Source organism: Methyloversatilis discipulorum (assembly GCF_000385375.1).
GTDB lineage: Bacteria > Pseudomonadota > Gammaproteobacteria > Burkholderiales > Rhodocyclaceae > Methyloversatilis > Methyloversatilis discipulorum_A.
Map to the genome: position 1 here is coordinate 1,487,634 of NZ_ARVV01000001.1, position 16,798 is coordinate 1,504,431.

Below are 16,798 nucleotides of genomic sequence, written 5' to 3' on the forward strand. Positions count from 1 at the left end.
CAAAGCAACAAGAGGTCTTGTATAAGACATAAGAAGTCGTGTTTTCAAATAAAACAAAGACTTGTCTTGTTGGCTCTGTTGGGTGTGTGAAAAAGTGCAGAAAAATCTGCAGAAACTTGTGCGCTGCGAAAGGCGCCGTCGACACCGGGCCGCGAACGCCGGTCGCGCGCACGCTCAGATCAGCGACCGTGGGCAGACGATGACGCCGTCGGCATCGGCATAAAGGTAATGGCCGGGGACGAAGTCGATGCCGCCGAAGCTGACGGTGAGGTCGACCTGGCCTTCATTGCGTTTGACCGTCTTCAGCGGATGCGTGCCGAGCGCGCAGACACCGATGTCCATCTCGCCGATCGCCGCCGAGTCGCGGATGCAGCCGTATACGACGATGCCGGCCCAGCCGTTCTTCACCGCCAGGGCTGCGATCTGGTCGCCAACCAGCGCGCGGCGCATCGAACCGCCGCCATCCACCACCAGCACGCGGCCGTTGCCCGGCGCTTCAAGTGCTTTGCGAACCAGACCGTTGTCCTCGAACAGCTTCAGCGTCGTGATCTGGCCACCGAAGGCAGCACGGCCGCCGTAGCTGCGGAACATCGGTGCACAGATGCGCAGTTCGCTTTCGAATTGGTCACACAGGTCTGCGGTGTGGATGTCCATGAGTCGTCCTTTCTGTTCGGGAGGCGTGGCAGACAAAAAAAGAGGCGGCCATTATGGCCGCCTCGGTTGCCGGTGTGGGCGCCTATCAGGCGGGCGTCGCGAGTTCTTCCTCGTCGAACACCAGTTTCACCTTCTTGTCGCCGTCGAGGTCGATGGTCACCTTGCCGCCGCTGGTCAGGCGACCGAACAGCAGTTCGTCCGCCAGCGCGGAGCGGATGGTGTCCTGGATCAGGCGCGCCATCGGACGCGCCCCCATCAGCGGATCGAAGCCCGCCTCGGCCAGCCAGCTGCGCAGTTCTTCCGAGAACTGCACGTCGACCTTCTTCTCCTGCAGCTGACCCTCGAGCTGCATCAGGAACTTGTCGACCACGCGCAGGATGATTTCGCGGTCCAGCGGCTTGAACGAAATGATGGCGTCCAGGCGGTTGCGGAACTCTGGCGTGAACAGGCGCTTGATGTCGGCCATCTCGTCGCCCGGCTGACGCTCGGTCGTGAAACCGATGACCGACTTCTGCAGTGTCTCCTGGCCGGCGTTGGTCGTCATGATGATGACCACGTTGCGGAAATCGGCCTGACGACCGTTGTTGTCGGTCAGCGTGCCGTGGTCCATGACCTGCAGCAGGATGTTGAAGATGTCCGGGTGTGCCTTCTCGATTTCGTCCAGCAGCAGCACGGAGTGCGGCTTCTTGGTCACTGCTTCGGTCAGCAGACCGCCCTGATCGAAGCCGACATAACCCGGAGGTGCGCCGATCAGGCGACTGACCGCGTGACGCTCCATGTACTCGGACATGTCGAAGCGGATCAGTTCGATGCCCATGCAGTAGGCAAGCTGACGGGCGACTTCGGTCTTGCCGACGCCGGTCGGGCCGCTGAACAGGAAGGAGCCGATCGGCTTGTTCGGATTGCCGAGACCGGAGCGCGACATCTTGATCGCGGTGGCCAGTGCATCGATCGCGTTGTCCTGACCGAACACCATGTTCTTCAGGTCGCGGTCGAGGTTGCGCAGTGCCGAGCGGTCGTCGTTCGACACATGCTGCGACGGCACGCGCGCGATCTTGGCAACGATTTCCTCGATCTCGGTCTTGCCGATCACCTTCTTCTGCTTCGACTTCGGCAGTACGCGCTGCGCCGCACCGGCTTCGTCGATCACGTCAATCGCCTTGTCCGGCAAGTGACGGTCATTGATGTAGCGCGCCGACAGTTCCGCGGCCGACGAAAGCGCCGTCGACGAGTACTTCACGCCGTGATGCTGTTCGAAGCGCGACTTGAGGCCCTTCAGAATGGACACGGTCTCTTCGACGCTGGGCTCGGTCACGTCGATCTTCTGGAAGCGGCGTGACAGCGCATGGTCCTTCTCGAAGACGCCGCGATATTCGGTGTAGGTGGTCGCGCCGATGCACTTCAGCTGGCCCGACGACAGCGCCGGCTTCAGCAGGTTGGAGGCGTCCAGCGTACCGCCCGAGGCGGCGCCTGCGCCGATCAGCGTGTGGATCTCGTCGATGAACAGGATGGCGTTCGGGTTGTCGAGCAGCTGCTTCAGCACCGACTTCAGGCGCTGTTCGAAATCGCCGCGGTACTTGGTGCCGGCGAGCAGGGCGCCCATGTCCAGCGCGTAGATGGTTGCGTCGGCGAGGATGTCGGGCACCCGTCCTTCGATGATCCTGCGCGCGAGCCCTTCGGCAATGGCGGTCTTGCCGACGCCGGCTTCGCCGACCAGCAGCGGGTTGTTCTTGCGACGGCGGCACAGCGTCTGGATCACGCGCTCGAGTTCGTGGTCGCGACCGATCAGCGGATCGATCTTGCCCATCAACGCCTGTGCGTTCAGGTTCTGCGTGAAGCTGTCGAGCGCGCCGCCTGCCTGACCGCCTTCCTGTTCCTGCTCGCCCTGTTCCGACTCGGGCTTCGCCGCGGCGGCCGGCTGGGCCGCCTTGGTAATGCCGTGCGAAATGAAGTTCACGATGTCGAGGCGGGTCACGCCCTGACGCTGCAGGAAATAGACGGCGTGCGAATCCTTCTCGCCGAAGATGGCGACCAGCACGTTGGCACCGGTCACTTCCTTCTTGCCCGAGGACTGCACGTGCAGGATGGCGCGCTGGATCACGCGCTGGAAACCGAGCGTCGGCTGGGTGTCGATCTCTTCGCTGCCATCGACCACCGGCGTGTGCTCGTTGATGAAGGCCGACAGTTCCTTGCGCAGCTCATCGATGTTTACTGCGCAGGCACGGAGCACTTCCGCTGCCGAAGGATTGTCGAGCAGGGCGAGCAGCAGGTGCTCGACCGTGATGAATTCATGGCGCTTCTGTCTCGCTTCGACAAAAGCCATGTGAAGGCTGACTTCCAACTCCTGCGCGATCATTTCAATTTTCCTCCATCACGCACGCCAGCGGATGCTGATGCTGGCGCGCAAAGGTACACACCTGTTCCACTTTCGATGCTGCAACGTCCTTGGGGTAGATGCCGCAAACGCCGGCCCCCTCCGTATGTACCTTGAGCATGACGCGCGTGGCCTGTTCCCGGTTCATGCCGAAAAACTTCTGGAGGACTCCAACCACGAAGTCCATCGGGGTGTAATCGTCATTCAGCACCATGACCTTGAACAGAGGTGGGGGCTTGACCCGTGTCTTTTCAAGCTCGAGGAGTGAATCGTCCTGCCTGCGTGTAACCATGGTCCCATTCTAATCACAAACATCGGGTGTGCAACACGAGAAGCTGTGTCGCTTTTCCGCTGTTTCGCGACATCGCGCACCACCTGTTCAAGTCTTTGGACAACGCGTTCCGGCAAGCGTGCGCCGACAGCTTTCGGCGCTTCGATGAACGCTGTCCAAGATGGCCGGAAAATCGTCGCAAAAGTCTGCCGTGGTGCAGCATGGAAACGTGTTGACCGCCTGCTTCATCTGGGCTAAAAGCCGTTCTGTGTTTGGTTCAAGCTCTCGAGTGGTCGTAGTCCTAGACCGTTGTCGAGTTCCGGCGCGGTCGGTAGTTCCCGGGGTCAGAACATCAGAACTTGAAGTACAAACATGTACGGGAGCTTCGGCTCATTTGAGAGGTTGAGAGGATAAGATCAATGGCAACTGGTACTGTTAAGTGGTTCAACGATTCCAAGGGTTACGGCTTCATCACGCCGGATGATGGCAGCGAAGATCTGTTCGCTCATTTCTCGGCGATCCAGATGGGTGGTTTCAAGACCCTGAAGGAAGGCCAGAAGGTGACGTTCGACGTGACCCAGGGACCCAAGGGCAAGCAGGCCGCGAACATCCAGGCTGCTTGATCCGGTCCTGAGGATTCGGAAAACAAAAAACCCGGCGCAAGCCGGGTTTTTTGTTTATACAGCCGGGCGTCCTGCGACGCCCGCTGTCCCGATTACATGCGAGCGATCATCGCGCGCCCGAACTCCGAGCACGACACTTCGTTCGCACCGTCCATCAGGCGGGCAAAGTCGTAGGTGACCTGCTTGTCGCCGATGGCGCGTTCCATCGACGCGATGATGAGGTCGGCCGCTTCCAGCCAGCCCATGTGACGCAGCATCATTTCGGCCGACAGGATGAGCGATCCCGGATTCACCTTGTCGAGGCCGGCGTACTTCGGTGCCGTGCCGTGGGTCGCCTCGAACACCGCATAGGCGTCGGAAATGTTGGCGCCCGGGGCGATGCCGATGCCGCCGACCTGGGCCGCCAGCGCGTCGGAGATGTAGTCGCCGTTCAGGTTCAGCGTGGCGATCACGTCGTAGTCGGCCGGACGCAGCAGGATCTGCTGCAGGAAGGCGTCGGCGATGGCGTCCTTGACGATGATGTCGCGGCCGGTCTTCGGGTTCTTGAACTTGCACCACGGTCCGCCGTCGATCGGCTCGGCGCCGAACTCGTTCTGCGCCAGCGCGTAGCCGAAGTCGCGGAAGCCGCCTTCGGTGAACTTCATGATGTTGCCCTTGTGCACCAGCGTGACCGACTTGCGGTCATTGTCGACGGCGTACTGCAGGGCCTTGCGGATCAGGCGCTCCGAGCCTTCGCGCGACACCGGCTTGATGCCGATGGCCGAGGTCCCCGGGAAGCGGATCTTCTTGACGCCCATTTCGTCGCGCAGGAACTTGATCACCTTGCGGGCGTTGTCCGATTCCGCCTGCCATTCGATGCCGGCGTAGATGTCTTCCGTGTTCTCGCGGAAGATGACCATGTCGATCAGGTCCGGCTGCTTGACCGGGCTGGGCACACCCTTGAAGTAGCGCACCGGGCGCAGGCAGACGTACAGATCAAGTTCCTGGCGCAGCGCGACGTTCAGCGAGCGGATGCCGCCACCGACCGGCGTCGTCATCGGGCCCTTGATCGAAACGACGTATTCCTTCAGCGCGGCCAGCGTGTCTTCCGGCAGCCAGACGTCCGGGCCGTACATGCGCGTGGCCTTCTCGCCGGCGTAGACCTCCATCCAGGTGATCTTGCGCTTGCCGCCGTAGGCCTTGGCCACGGCTGCATCGACGACGTCCTTCATCACCGGCGTGATGTCCACGCCAATGCCATCGCCTTCGATGAACGGAATGATGGGATTGTCCGGCATCGGCTGGCCGGCAACGATTTTTGTCCCCTCGGCGGGAATCTTGATGTGAGTGGTACTCATGCCATCCAGCTCCTTGGTGTGTTGTCTGGTTATTGGCCCTGTGACGGTGTTGCCGCCGGCGGGCTCCCGCGATTATCCCCCAATCGTGAAATGATGCGACATTCGTGTCGGCGGCGTGTTCCGCACCGCGGCGCGCGCGCGCCCATTAGAATCCCGCGCTTGACGATACGAGCGGACTTGCCATGAACCTTCCTGCCGGGCAGAACCAGGTTGCGCTGGCCATCGCGCAGGCGCTGATTGACGGCTTCGACAAGCATTACACGCTGTTCCGTGCTGTCAGCGGTACGGCCAAGCAACGGTTCGAACAGGCGGACTGGCCGGGGCAGCAGCGCTGCATCCGCGAGCGCATCCAGTACTACGACGACCGAGTGCGCGAGTGCGTGGACCGGCTGCACAACGAGTTCCACGCCGACTCGCTGGACGACAACACCTGGCAGCAGGTGAAGCTGCTCTACATCGGCCTGCTGGTGAACCACCGGCAACCGGAGCTGGCCGAGACCTTCTTCAATTCGGTCACGACGAAAATCCTGCATCGCAAGTACTTCCACAACGACTTCATCTTCGTGCGCCCGGCGATCTCGACCGAACTGATCGAGAGCTCTCCGCCGACCTGGCGCAGCTACTACCCGAACCAGACCGGTCTGCGCGCCGCGGTGAAGCAGATCTTCGTCGACTTCGACTGGCAGCGGCACTTCACCGACCTGGACCGCGACGTCGACTACATCATGCGTGCCGCGCTCGAACATGTCGGCGGTGACTGGCCCGCGCGCGAGGCCAATCTGCAGATCCAGGTGCTGAATTCCGCCTACTACCGCAACAAGGCAGCCTACGTGATCGGCAAGGCGATCAACGGTCATCTCGAATATCCGTTCATGGTCACCGTGCTGCACGACCGCAAGGGCGGGCTCTTCCTCGACACCATCCTGCTGGAGCCATGGCGCGTCAGCGTGATGTTCTCGCTGTCACGCGCCTACTTCATGGCCGACATGCAGGTGCCTTCGGCGAACGTGCATTTCCTGCGCACACTGATGCCGAAGAAGCCGCGCTCGGAGCTCTACACGATGCTCGGGCTGGGCAAGCAGGGGAAGACGATGTTCTTCCGCGACCTGATCAACCATCTGCGTCACTCGAACGACAACTTCGTCGAGGCGCCAGGCATCCGCGGTCTGGTCATGCTGGTGTTCATGCTTCCGTCCTATCCGTATGTATTCAAGATCATCAAGGACAAGTTCGGCAGTTCGAAGGACACCGACCGGGCAACGGTGAAGAGGAAGTTTCTGATGGTGAAGCAGGTGGACCGTGTCGGCCGCATGGCCGACACCATCGAGTACTCGGACATCGCGCTGCCGGCCCACCGTTTCTCGCCCGAACTGCTGGAACAGCTGGACCAGCTGGCGCCGTCGATGATTGAGCGCGATGGCGACACGCTGGTCATCCGCCACTGCTACATCGAACGACGGATGATTCCGCTCAACATCTTCCTGGAAACGGCGAACGAGGAGCAGATCGACCACGCCGTGTACGAGTACGGCAACGCGATCCGCGAACTGGCGGTCGCCAACATCTTCCCGGGCGATCTGCTGTGGAAGAACTTCGGCGTCACCCGCTACGGTCGCGTGGTGTTCTACGACTACGACGAGATCGAATTCCTGACCGACTGCAACTTCCGCCGCATTCCGCCGGCGCCCAGCCCGGAGTACGAAATGTCCGGCGAGGTGTGGTACTCGGTGCAGCGCAACGACATCTTCCCCGAGGAGTTCGCCACCTTCCTGCTGTCGACGCCCAAGGTGCGTGCGGCCTTCCTGAAGTATCACCGCGATCTGCTGGACGTGAAGTTCTGGCAGGAGACGCAGCAGCGCATCCGCGAAGGCTACATCCAGGACTTCTTCCCCTACCCGGAGGAACTGCGTTTCGCGCGCCGCTTCGGTCACCTGCAGGGGCAGCCGGTGGCCAGTGCGTGAGCCGTCTGATCCTGCTGAACAAGCCCTATGGCGTGATCTGCCAGTTTTCGCCGGATGGCATGCATGCGACGCTGGCCGACCACGTTGACGTGCCCGGGGTGTATCCGGCGGGACGTCTCGATACCGACAGCGAAGGTCTGCTGCTGCTGACCGACGACGGCGTGCTGCAGCACCGGATCACCGATCCGAAGCACAAGCTGGTCAAGCGTTATCGGGTGCAGGTCGAGCGCGAGCCGGACGAGGCGGCACTGGAACGGATGCGCGGCGGGCTGCAGTTGAAGGACGGTCCGACCCGGCCGTGCTCGGTCGAGCGCATCGCCGAGCCGGCCGATCTGTGGCCGCGCGATCCACCGGTGCGCCATCGGCTGTCGGTGCCGACCTGCTGGCTGGAGATCGGCATCAGCGAGGGACGCAACCGGCAGGTGCGCCGGATGACGGCGGCCATCGGCCACCCGACGCTGCGCTTGATACGTGTCGCCATCGGTCCGTGGCAACTCGGTTCGCTGCAGCCCGGTCAATGGCGGGACGCCGAGGCCGGGCTTCTCGCCGGACGGCGCGCGCGCGCATGAGGGCCCGTTCAGGGCATCCGCCGGGGGCTGACATCGATCAAGAAGTCGTTGGCGCGCATCATTCATCATTCACCATCGGGGTGTTCTGCCTGTCATGAAGAAATCGCTACTCTGCAGCCTGCTTGCGCTGAGCGCACTGAGTGCCTGCGCCGACATGCCCACGCTCGAACTCGGTGTGGGCATGTACCGTATCAAGGCTGAAGTCGCGCACACCAACGCGGCGCGCATGACCGGGCTGATGCACCGGACCGAGATGCCGTCCGATGCCGGCATGCTCTTCGTGTTCACCCGGGCGGCCAAGCACTGCATGTGGATGCGCAACACCCTGATTCCGCTCAGCGTCGCCTTCATCGATGACAAGGGCCACATCATCAACATCGCGGACATGCAGCCGCAGACCGAAACATCGCATTGCGCCGAGCGTCCGGCGCGTTATGCGCTGGAAACCAATATCGGCTGGTTTGCCGCGCGCAAGCTCCAGGCCGGCACGCGCATCGCGGGAATCGAACGCGCGCCCGCGCCGGAATGAGAAAAGGAGACTCCATGGACCCGATACATCACCGCATCGACTACACCAGCGGTTCGCTCGACGAGACCGAAGCGGCCGACAATCCACTCGACCAGTTCCGCTTCTGGTTTGCCGAAGCCGGCCGCGTGGTCGAGCGCGATCCGAACGCGATGACGCTGGCCACGGTCGGAGCGGACGGGCGGCCCAGTGCGCGCATCGTGCTGCTGCGCGGCTATGGCGAGGACGGCTTCGTGTTCTTCACCAATTACGACAGTCGCAAGGGCGCCGAGCTGGAGGCCAATCCGCACGCCAGCCTGCTGCTGTTCTGGGCTGCGCTGGAGCGGCAGATCCGGATCGAGGGCACGGTGAGCAAGGTGAGTGCGGAAGAGTCTGACGCCTACTATTCGCTGCGCCCGGTGGGCAACAGGCTGGGAGCCTGGGCGTCGCCGCAGAGTCGGGAAATTCCCAGTCGCGAATCGCTGGTCAGGCGGGTGCGCGAATTCGAAGAGCGCTTCGGTTCGACGCCGCCGCGCCCGGAAAACTGGGGCGGCTACCGGCTGCATCCGGATGCGATCGAATTCTGGCAGGGACGCAGCGACCGCCTGCACGACCGACTGCTCTACCGCCGCCAGGGAGCGGACTGGACACGTGTCCGACTGGCGCCCTGAACCAGCGCCTCAGTCGGACAAGCCCATTTCCTTCTCCAGCCTGCGGGCGGTGCGGGGGTCGTACTGGCCGATGCGGCGATATTCGGCGAGCAGGCCTTCCTCGTCGCCGACGGCCTGGCAGGCTCGACACAGCGCGTAACTCGCGCTGCCGTTGAAGGGTTGCAGTTCGACCGCCCGTCTTAACGCGACCAGCGCCTCCTGCGGTCGGCCCAGTTCGCTCAGCAGCAGTCCGCAGCCGTACCAGGCCTGATCGAGCGCCGGACGCAGTTGCACGGCTGCCGTCATCTGCGCCAGCGCATGCTCGAGTTCGCCTTGGCGATGCAGCAGGAAGCCGAAGTTGTAGCGGCTGATGGCGTCGTCCGGAGCGAGTTCCACCGCCCGTTCGAAGGCGAGCAGGGCCTCGTCGTGCCGTCGCTCATCCTGCTGACAGAGAAAGCCGATCATGCGCCAGGCGGCCACATGCGCCGGGTCGACCGCTGTGCAGCGGCGAAAGGCGGCAATGGCCCGTTCGTTCCGCCGCAGAAGTGCCCACAGCTGACCGGCGGCATAGTTGATCGCCGGCCCCAGCGCTGCGCTCATGCGCCCGGGTGGTCAAGTGCCTCGAACAGGCCGCGGGTCGACGCGTCGGCATCCGGCGGCAGTCGGCCCGACGCCAGCGCGCGCGCCATCTGCTTTCCGTACTCGACACCGTACTGATCGAAGCTGTTGATGCCGAGCAGCCAGCCCTGCACGAACACCTTGTGCTCGTACAGCGCAATCAGCTGGCCCAGCGTGCGGGGCGTCAGTTCCGGCATCAGCAGCGTGGTGCTCGGCTGGTTGCCGGGGCAGGCGACGTGCGGCGCGAGCCGCGTGGCCTCCTGCTCCGACAGACCGCTGCGCTTCAGTTCGTCCATCGCCTCGTCGCGCGTCTTGCCGCGCATCAGCGCGGCGCTCTGCGCCAGCGCATTGAGCTGCACCATGCGGCTGCGCTCGTCGCGCGCCACGCGCGGCACGATGAAGTGCATCGGCATCATCCGCGTGCCCTGGTAGAGCTGCTGGTGGTAGGCGTGCTGGCCGACGATGCCGGAGCCACCCCACACCACCGGCGAGGTGGGCGCCCGGCTCAGTTCGCCGGTCGAGGTGCAGCGCTTGCCATTGCTCTCCATTTCGAGCTGCTGCAGGTAGGACGGCAGACTGCGCAGCAGGTGGCTGTAGGGCAGCACCGCAAGCGTTTCCAGACCCATGCCGCTGGCGTTCCAGAAGTCGATCAGGCCGAAAAGCACCGGCAGGTTTGCGTTCATCGGCGCGCGCATGAAGTGCTCGTCCATGTCGCGCGCGCCGTCGAGCATTTCGCCGAAGGCCTGCATGCCGATGGCGCAGGCCAGCGGCAGCGAGATCGAGGACCAGACGGAATAGCGTCCGCCGACCCATTCCGGCAGGAAGAGGCAGCGCTGCGCCGGCACGCCCAGTTCCTGGGCGGCCGCCGGGCGGTTGGTGACGGCGAACAGGTGTTGGCCGACGCCGGCCGTGCCCAGGCCATCGGCGAGCCATTTCATCGCGACCTGCGCATTGGCCAGCGTTTCCTGCGTGGTGAAGCTCTTCGACGAAATGACGAAGGCGGTGTGCGCCGGTTTGCAGTCGCGCAGTGCGAGGTCGAGGGCGGCCGGATCGAGATTGGCGACGAACTTGACCACCGGACCGTTGATCTGCGGCTCCAGCGCTTCCATCGCCAGGCGCGGCCCGAGGTCGGAGCCGCCGATGCCCAGATTGACGATGTGCGTGATGGTCTGGCCGGTTGCGCCGAGCAGTTCGCGGTTGCGGATCAGCCGCACCCAGTGTTCGAGCGAAGCGCGGCAGTCACGTACGACGTCGGCGTGCGCGCCGTCGCGGGCGCGCAGCGCCATGTGCAGCGCGGCGCGACGCTCGGTGAAGTTGATCTGGTCGCCGGCCGCCAATGCGCGGATGCCGCGCGGCAGGTCGAGCGCACTGACCAGATCCATCAGCATCGCCATCGTTTCGCCATCGACGCGCTGCTTCGAGTAGTCGAGCAGCCAGCCGTCGTAACGCAGCGAGAAGCGCGTGAAACGGTCGGAGTCCTGCTCGAAGAAGTTGCGCAGGTGCACGCGCGACAGCTGGATCGCCTTTGATCGCAATGCGGGCCAGGCGGAGGTCTGCATCAACAGGTTCATGTCATCCGGCGCCTCGTGTCACCCTTCGTTTCAGTGTCTTGCGTACAGCAGGAAGCGCTCGTGCCGGTCGCCGGGCCGGCGGCCTTCCCACTTCAGTGTCCAGCTTCCGTCCAGCGACGGCGGCTTGCCGCCCCGGCCGTGGTAGGCCAGCAGCAGGTCGCATTGCTGCCCCGATCGGCCCGCGATGTTCAACGGCTTCAGATCGAGGAAGTAATAGAACGCCGCGCGCTGGCTTTCCTGCAGGCCGGTGAAGGCGACGCAGCCATGCTGCGCCGGCAGGTGCTCGCCGATCATCCGCGCCACGTCGCGATAGCTGCGACCGTAATCTATCCACGGCAGCCACAGGCTGCTGACGAGAAACCATATCAATACCATGCCGCAGCCCCAGCTGACGGCCCCACGTGTCGGCGTTCGTGGCGAACGCCACAGCAGCCATATCCATGCGGCACTCATGATGACGGCGGCTGCCAGTGCCAGCAAGGATATCGACATCTCGAAGCCCGGTTCCAGCCGCGCGAAGGTGCGCGCCAGCCTTTCCGGCCAGCCTGTCGTCATGGCTATCCAGCCGAGCCATATGATGACGCCCAGTAGTGAAAAGGTCATGACACCGAACCAGTCGAGTGCGTTCGCGGCGCCCCGGCGCAGCCGGGGCAGACCGGCGCTGCCCAGCACGACCAGCGGTGCCAGCAAGGGAAGTGCCCGCTGGTTGCGGGCCGCACCTTCACCGGCGAGTTGGATGAACAGCAGCAGGAGCACGATCAGCGGCAGCGTCAGCACCGGCGAGCGCCACTGTTCGCGGCGCTGCCACAGGGCCCAGCCGGCGACAGGCAGTGCCGGCCAGGCGTACCAGGCGAGCACCTTGGCCCAGCTGCCTGCACCGCCAGCAAGGTGTTCGGCATCCGGCAGCAGTCGCTGCAGGTCGTCGGCCCAGACGCGGGCGGCCAGCTCTGGTCGTTCCAGCTGCAGGGCGATCAGCCAGCTGGCGGCGAGCAATGTACCGACCGCCATCGCCAGAGGCAGGGCGCTCATGCGCAGTGCAGAAGTTGCGACCGTGCGCCATACCGGCAGCAGCGGCATGGCGGCGGCGGTCAGCAGCAGCACTGCGGTCAGCCACAGGCCGGTGCCGAGGCCGGAGATGGCCAGCGCCACGATCAGCACGAGCGCGCCCTGGAGCGGTCGTCGCGCGATCAGTGCGAGCGACCACATGCCCAGCCCGAGTGCGGCCAGCAGCGTGGTCGACGATTGCGCGTCATGCAGGTGGGTGACGGCGCCGATGCTGGCGATGCCGATCAGCGGTGCGATGCGTGCCGCTGGCGCGCCGTAAAGTTCGCGCGCGGCGCCGGCACTGCCGAGCAGCCACAGGGCAAGAAAGAAGGCGCTGGCAAGGCGCGCGCCGTCTGCGAAACTGATGCCAACCCATCCCGCCGCCTGACCCGTCAGCGAAGCCAGCCAATGGAACAGCGGCGGGCTGTCCAGCCACAGCTGGCCGGCCAGTTGCGGGATCAGCCATCCCCCCTCGCGGGCGAAGCCCAGTGCCACGCCGATGTTCAGCGCGTCGTCGCCCTTCCACGGATCGCGGCCGAACAGACCGGTCAGCAGGTAGACCAGGCACAGCGCGATAACGAATCCGGTTTCGGGTGGGTCGCCGATCAGCGGACGGCGGGCCGGGTAGGACTGCGAAGGAAGTGACATCGACGACGATCAGTGAACAGTGGCCCGGATTTTATGGGGACTCCGCCGCGCGTGGGGCGGGCGACGGTCGATCCGGCAAGTGCAGAAACAAAAAAGGCAGCCATTGGCTGCCTTTTTGCTGCTGCGCTGGGCTGGAATCAGCTGCGCGGCACGTTTGCGTACTTCTGACGGAAGCGCTCGACGCGACCGGCGGTGTCGACGATCTTCTGCTTGCCGGTATAGAACGGGTGGCACGAGGCACACACTTCGATGTGCAGCGGCTTGCCCATCGTCGAACGGGTTTCGAAGCTGTTGCCGCAGGAGCAGGTCACTGCGACGACTTCGTAGCTGGGGTGAATGCCTTCTTTCATGCTGGTTTCTTTCTCAAGCGCGCGAAGGCGGGCAGCCTCGTGCGGATCATCGAACCCCGGGTCGGCTGAGCCTGACGGCTGTGCAGACGGTACCCGCGGAGGAAAAACGCGGATTATGGACGGATTTTCATTCCGGTTCAAGGGGCTGCATGGTGTCAGCGCAGGTGCAGGCGGGCCGTGCATCGTCCTCCGGCATCACGGTGACACGGACCTCGACCACGTGCTCGCCGCCGCCGAGGATGACGCCGCGCATCGGCGTGACGTCGCTGAAGTCGCGTCCCCAGGCGACCGTGATGTGCTGGTCGTCGGGCTGCACGCAGTTGGTCGGGTCGAAATCGAGCCAGCCGGCGCCCGGACAGAACACCGACACCCAGGCGTGCGACGCGTCGGCGCCGATCAGGCGCGGCTGGCCGGGCGGTGGCTGTGTCAGCAGATAGCCGCTGACATAGCGCGCCGGCAGACCGAGCGAGCGCAGGCAACCGATCATGAAGTGGGCGAAATCCTGACAGACGCCGCGTCGCTGCTTGAGCAGCGTTTCCAGCGGCGTGCTCACGGTGGTGGCTTCGGGGTCGAATTCGAAATCGCGGTGGATGCGCCGCATCAGCGCACAGGCGGCGTCGAACAGCGGCCGATCGCGGTGGAAGTCGAGCCGCGCATAGCGCGCCAGTGCGGCCAGCGGTTCGATGTGCGGGCTGGCATACAGGTACTGACAGGGCTCGAGCAGCGGCGCCGGCCCGACCTGGTGAAGGCGGTCGCGCACGTGTTCCCAGGCGGGCGACTGCGGCCTCGGCGCGTCGCCGATGCGCCTCACGTCGACCGTCGAGGTGGCCAGCACCGCCAGTTCCTCATGCGCGGCGCCGACCGAAATGTGCTCGACCCGATTGCCGAAGTAGTCCGTCCGGCGCTCGCGCTCGGCCGGCACCGGCGTGATGTCGACCCGGTGCGCGAGCGTCGTCTGACGCGGCGTCTCGCGTGGCGTCAGATGCAGCAGCTGGCGCGACATCGACACCGGCCAGGCGTAGCGGTAATGCGTTTCGTGCAGCACGTGATAGCGGACCTGCGTCATCGGCGCTCCTCGGTGCCCGTCCACACGCCGCCCGAGTGACTGAAGAAGCGCAGCCCGAGCTGTTCCGACAGCGCGTAGGCGGCGCTGCCCAGTCGTTCGAGCAGGGTATCGAGCCGGGTCGAGCCGGTGTGCAGGTCGGCCTCCGGCCGCAGCGACAGCAGTTCGGCCACCGCGTCGGACAGTGCGGCCGGCTCCAGCGCGCCGAACTGGGCGGCGAGCCGCGCCAGATAATCGGTCAGGCCAAGCGCCTGGTAGGCGACCGAGCGCGGATTCGTCTCGTCGCACACCAGCAGATCCAGTACCGGCAGCCACTGCGGCCGCGTCATGTAGCGCGAGCGGTAGGTGATGGTGCTGTCGGCCAGTTCGAGCAGCCAGTCCGGCGCGTCGCCGGCCGCTGCCAGCGCGTGGCGCAGCACGGCGCACATGAACTGCAGCCGCTCGATGCGACGGCCCATCGACAGGAAGCGCCAGCCCTGGTCGCGCGTCATGCCGTCGAGCGCGAAGCCGGACAGCGTCATCATCGCCTGCACGCAGCGGTCCAGCCGCTCCAGCACTTCGCCCGGCTCGCTCGGCTGGGCGGTGCTCAACTCGTCGGTCAGCCGGCTGATCACCCGCCAGTTGTCGAGCGACATCCGCTCGCGCAGATTGAACGCAACGGTCGACAGCTGGTGCAGACCGCCGGCCAGCGACCCCGGTGCCTCCGGATCGAGCGCGGCGGCGCGCAGCGCCGCGCCGATGTCGTCACCCGGCTCGGTGGGCAGCAGGCCGTTGTGCTGGCACAGTGCGGTCAGCGCGTGGTCGCGAATGTCGTCCAGCTCGATGTGCTGGGCGATGGTTGCGCGCAGCAGTCGCGCGCCGTTGTCGCAGCGTTCGCAATAGCGGCCGAACCAGAACAGGTTCTCCACCACGCGGCTGGACAGATTGCTGCCAGCACGCACCAGCTCGGCCGGCGACACCGAGCGACGCAGCAGGCTGAAGGTGTTGACGGTGCCGTGCGTCAGCACCCAGGTGTCCTTGCTCGAACCGCCGCGCTGCATCGCGATCACCCGCGCGTCGCGGTCGGACGCCACGCGGGCGAGTCCGCCCGGCATCACGGCATAGCCTTCGGGCGAAGCACAGGCGAACACGCGCAGGCCGACCGCGCGCGCCGCGAGCCGGCGCGGGTGCTGGGTGTCCCACACCGGCGCCTGCGACAGCTGCACCAGTTCCTGGGCGACGTAGTGGTGCGGTCGCGCGCGCATCTTCGCGATCAGTGCGGCGCGCGACTTGCGGTCGAGGTCGGCGCCGAACACCGAATCGATGCGCAGCTGCGGGAAGGCCGGCTTGATCACCAGCGTGTCGAGGCGGGCGATGGCGTCTTCCAGCGCCGCCTCCTCGCCGCACCACCAGGTGGCGAGCGAGGGCATGGCCAGCGGCTCGCCGAGCAGACGCTCGCACAGCCGGGGCAGGAAGCCGAGCAGGGCGCCGGTCTCCAGCAGGTTGGAGCCGAGCGCGTTGGCGATCAGCACATTGCCGCGTCGCGCCGCGTCGACCAGACCGGGCACGCCGAGTGCGGAGTCGGCACGCAGTTCGAGCGGGTCGCAGAAGTCATCGTCGAGGCGGCGCAGTACGGCATGCACGCGCCGCAGGCCGGACAGGTGCTTGAGCCACACCTTGCCGTCGCGCACCAGCAGATCCGAACCCTCGACCAGCGGAAAGCCGAGGTAGCGCGCCAGATAGGCGTGCTCGAAATACGTTTCGTTGTAGGGGCCGGGCGTCAGCAGCACGGTCAGCGGCGGACCGTCGCCCTCCGGGGCATGCTGCGCCAGCGTGTCGCGCAGCGTGGCGAAGAAGCTTGCAAGGTGCTCGACGTGCAGATCGCGGAACTGCTCCGAGAACACGCGCGAGATGACCAGCCGGTTCTCCAGCGAGTAGCCGGCGCCCGACGGCGCCTGCGTGCGGTCGGCGAGCACCCACCAGCGGCCGTCGGGCGAACGCGCGAGATCGGCCGCGTACAGGTGGAGGTGGATGTCGCCCGGCACCTTCAGCCCGTGACAGGGTCTGAGGAAACCGGCGTGACCATAGACCAGCGCAGGCGGCAGCAGGCCTTCGGCCAGCATCTGCTGCGGCCCGTACACGTCCTGCAGGATGAGGTTGAGCAGCTTCGCACGCTGTGCGATCGCGGCAGAAATCTGCGTCCACTCGTCGGGCGGGATGACGAGCGGCAGTACGTCCAGTTCCCACGGGCGCTCGACGCCGCGTGGATCGGCGTAGACGTTGTAGGTGACGCCGTTCTCGCGGATCTGCCGGCGCACCGACGCCAGCCTCTCCTGCATCTGTTCCGGGCGCGCACGCACCAGGGTGTCGAACAGCGCGCGCCAGTGCGGGCGCAGTGTCCACGGAGCGGACAGCAGTTCGTCGTAGCGTGGTCCGGTTTGCGGGTAGTGCTCGAGCAGTTGGCGGGGCATCGGTGTTGCTGTCTTGGTGCGGGACTCGTGGTCGTGTGCGCACTGCGTTGCGCCAGCCGTGCGCGTAGCGCACGAATCAGATGAGAGCAGACCCTAGCACAGACCTTGCA

Annotated in this window: 15 protein-coding genes; 5 read left to right on the top strand and 10 right to left on the bottom strand. The window is 65.1% G+C overall.

All coding sequences use genetic code 11. The features are described 5' to 3' along the window. Positions 1–174 precede the first annotated feature (174 nt). From rraA to clpS, 3 genes are all read right to left on the bottom strand, one after another. Positions 175–654: a ribonuclease E activity regulator RraA gene (gene rraA, locus METRZ18153_RS0107095; RefSeq protein WP_020164069.1), complete on the bottom strand. Its 480-nt coding sequence runs from the start codon at positions 652–654 to the stop codon at positions 175–177. An 85-nt stretch (positions 655–739) separates the two neighbouring features. Then, the gene (clpA, locus tag METRZ18153_RS0107100) at positions 740–3,010 is read right to left on the bottom strand and encodes an ATP-dependent Clp protease ATP-binding subunit ClpA (protein WP_019918900.1); all 2,271 of its coding nucleotides are present in this window, start codon (positions 3,008–3,010) and stop codon (positions 740–742) included. Position 3,011: 1 nt separating this feature from the next. Further along, positions 3,012–3,320 carry an ATP-dependent Clp protease adapter ClpS gene (gene clpS / locus METRZ18153_RS0107105; RefSeq protein ID WP_008061043.1) on the bottom strand — a complete coding sequence of 103 codons (309 nt, stop codon included), beginning with the start codon at positions 3,318–3,320 and terminating at the stop codon, positions 3,012–3,014. 398 nt (positions 3,321–3,718) lie between these two features. Between clpS and METRZ18153_RS0107110 the strand changes: the two genes are divergently transcribed. Continuing rightward, positions 3,719–3,922 (top strand): cold-shock protein, encoded by a 204-nt coding sequence (locus METRZ18153_RS0107110; protein ID WP_019918899.1) that lies wholly within the window; start codon positions 3,719–3,721, stop codon positions 3,920–3,922. Positions 3,923–4,014: 92 nt separating this feature from the next. On the opposite strand, the gene icd is transcribed toward METRZ18153_RS0107110, so the two are convergent. Then, on the bottom strand, positions 4,015–5,259 hold the full coding sequence (icd, locus tag METRZ18153_RS0107115; protein ID WP_020164070.1) for an NADP-dependent isocitrate dehydrogenase: 1,245 nt from the start codon (positions 5,257–5,259) through the stop codon (positions 4,015–4,017). Positions 5,260–5,441: 182 nt separating this feature from the next. Between icd and aceK the strand changes: the two genes are divergently transcribed. The 4 genes from aceK (at position 5,442) to pdxH (ending at position 8,965) form a co-directional block, all read left to right on the top strand. Beyond that, positions 5,442–7,220 (top strand): bifunctional isocitrate dehydrogenase kinase/phosphatase, encoded by a 1,779-nt coding sequence (gene aceK, locus METRZ18153_RS0107120; protein WP_020164071.1) that lies wholly within the window; start codon positions 5,442–5,444, stop codon positions 7,218–7,220. Beyond that, on the top strand, positions 7,217–7,789 hold the full coding sequence (locus METRZ18153_RS0107125; protein ID WP_020164072.1) for a pseudouridine synthase: 573 nt from the start codon (positions 7,217–7,219) through the stop codon (positions 7,787–7,789). Before aceK ends, METRZ18153_RS0107125 begins: the two co-directional genes overlap by 4 nt. Positions 7,790–7,883: 94 nt before the next feature. Then, positions 7,884–8,318: a DUF192 domain-containing protein gene (locus METRZ18153_RS0107130; protein ID WP_020164073.1), complete on the top strand. Its 435-nt coding sequence runs from the start codon at positions 7,884–7,886 to the stop codon at positions 8,316–8,318. Between the two features lie 14 nt (positions 8,319–8,332). Beyond that, a complete protein-coding gene (gene pdxH / locus METRZ18153_RS0107135) occupies positions 8,333–8,965 on the top strand; it encodes a pyridoxamine 5'-phosphate oxidase (protein ID WP_020164074.1) in 633 nt (210 codons plus the stop codon). A 9-nt stretch (positions 8,966–8,974) separates the two neighbouring features. On the opposite strand, the gene METRZ18153_RS0107140 is transcribed toward pdxH, so the two are convergent. From METRZ18153_RS0107140 to METRZ18153_RS0107165, 6 genes are all read right to left on the bottom strand, one after another. Beyond that, entirely contained in the window at positions 8,975–9,544 is a 570-nt protein-coding gene (locus METRZ18153_RS0107140) for a tetratricopeptide repeat protein (RefSeq protein ID WP_020164075.1), read from the bottom strand. Further along, positions 9,541–11,133 carry a glucose-6-phosphate isomerase gene (gene pgi / locus METRZ18153_RS0107145; protein WP_020164076.1) on the bottom strand — a complete coding sequence of 531 codons (1,593 nt, stop codon included), beginning with the start codon at positions 11,131–11,133 and terminating at the stop codon, positions 9,541–9,543. Before pgi ends, METRZ18153_RS0107140 begins: the two co-directional genes overlap by 4 nt. A 30-nt stretch (positions 11,134–11,163) precedes the next feature. Beyond that, complete coding sequence (locus METRZ18153_RS0107150; RefSeq protein ID WP_020164077.1) at positions 11,164–12,825, bottom strand: ArnT family glycosyltransferase; 1,662 nt, start codon at positions 12,823–12,825, stop codon at positions 11,164–11,166. Positions 12,826–12,962: 137 nt separating this feature from the next. Beyond that, positions 12,963–13,175 (bottom strand): 50S ribosomal protein L31, encoded by a 213-nt coding sequence (rpmE, locus tag METRZ18153_RS0107155; protein ID WP_020164078.1) that lies wholly within the window; start codon positions 13,173–13,175, stop codon positions 12,963–12,965. Between the two features lie 127 nt (positions 13,176–13,302). Beyond that, positions 13,303–14,241 (bottom strand): transglutaminase family protein, encoded by a 939-nt coding sequence (locus METRZ18153_RS0107160; protein ID WP_020164079.1) that lies wholly within the window; start codon positions 14,239–14,241, stop codon positions 13,303–13,305. Beyond that, complete coding sequence (locus tag METRZ18153_RS0107165; RefSeq protein WP_020164080.1) at positions 14,238–16,688, bottom strand: circularly permuted type 2 ATP-grasp protein; 2,451 nt, start codon at positions 16,686–16,688, stop codon at positions 14,238–14,240. The genes METRZ18153_RS0107160 and METRZ18153_RS0107165 overlap by 4 nt, the downstream gene beginning before the upstream one ends. Positions 16,689–16,798: the final 110 nt, after the last annotated feature.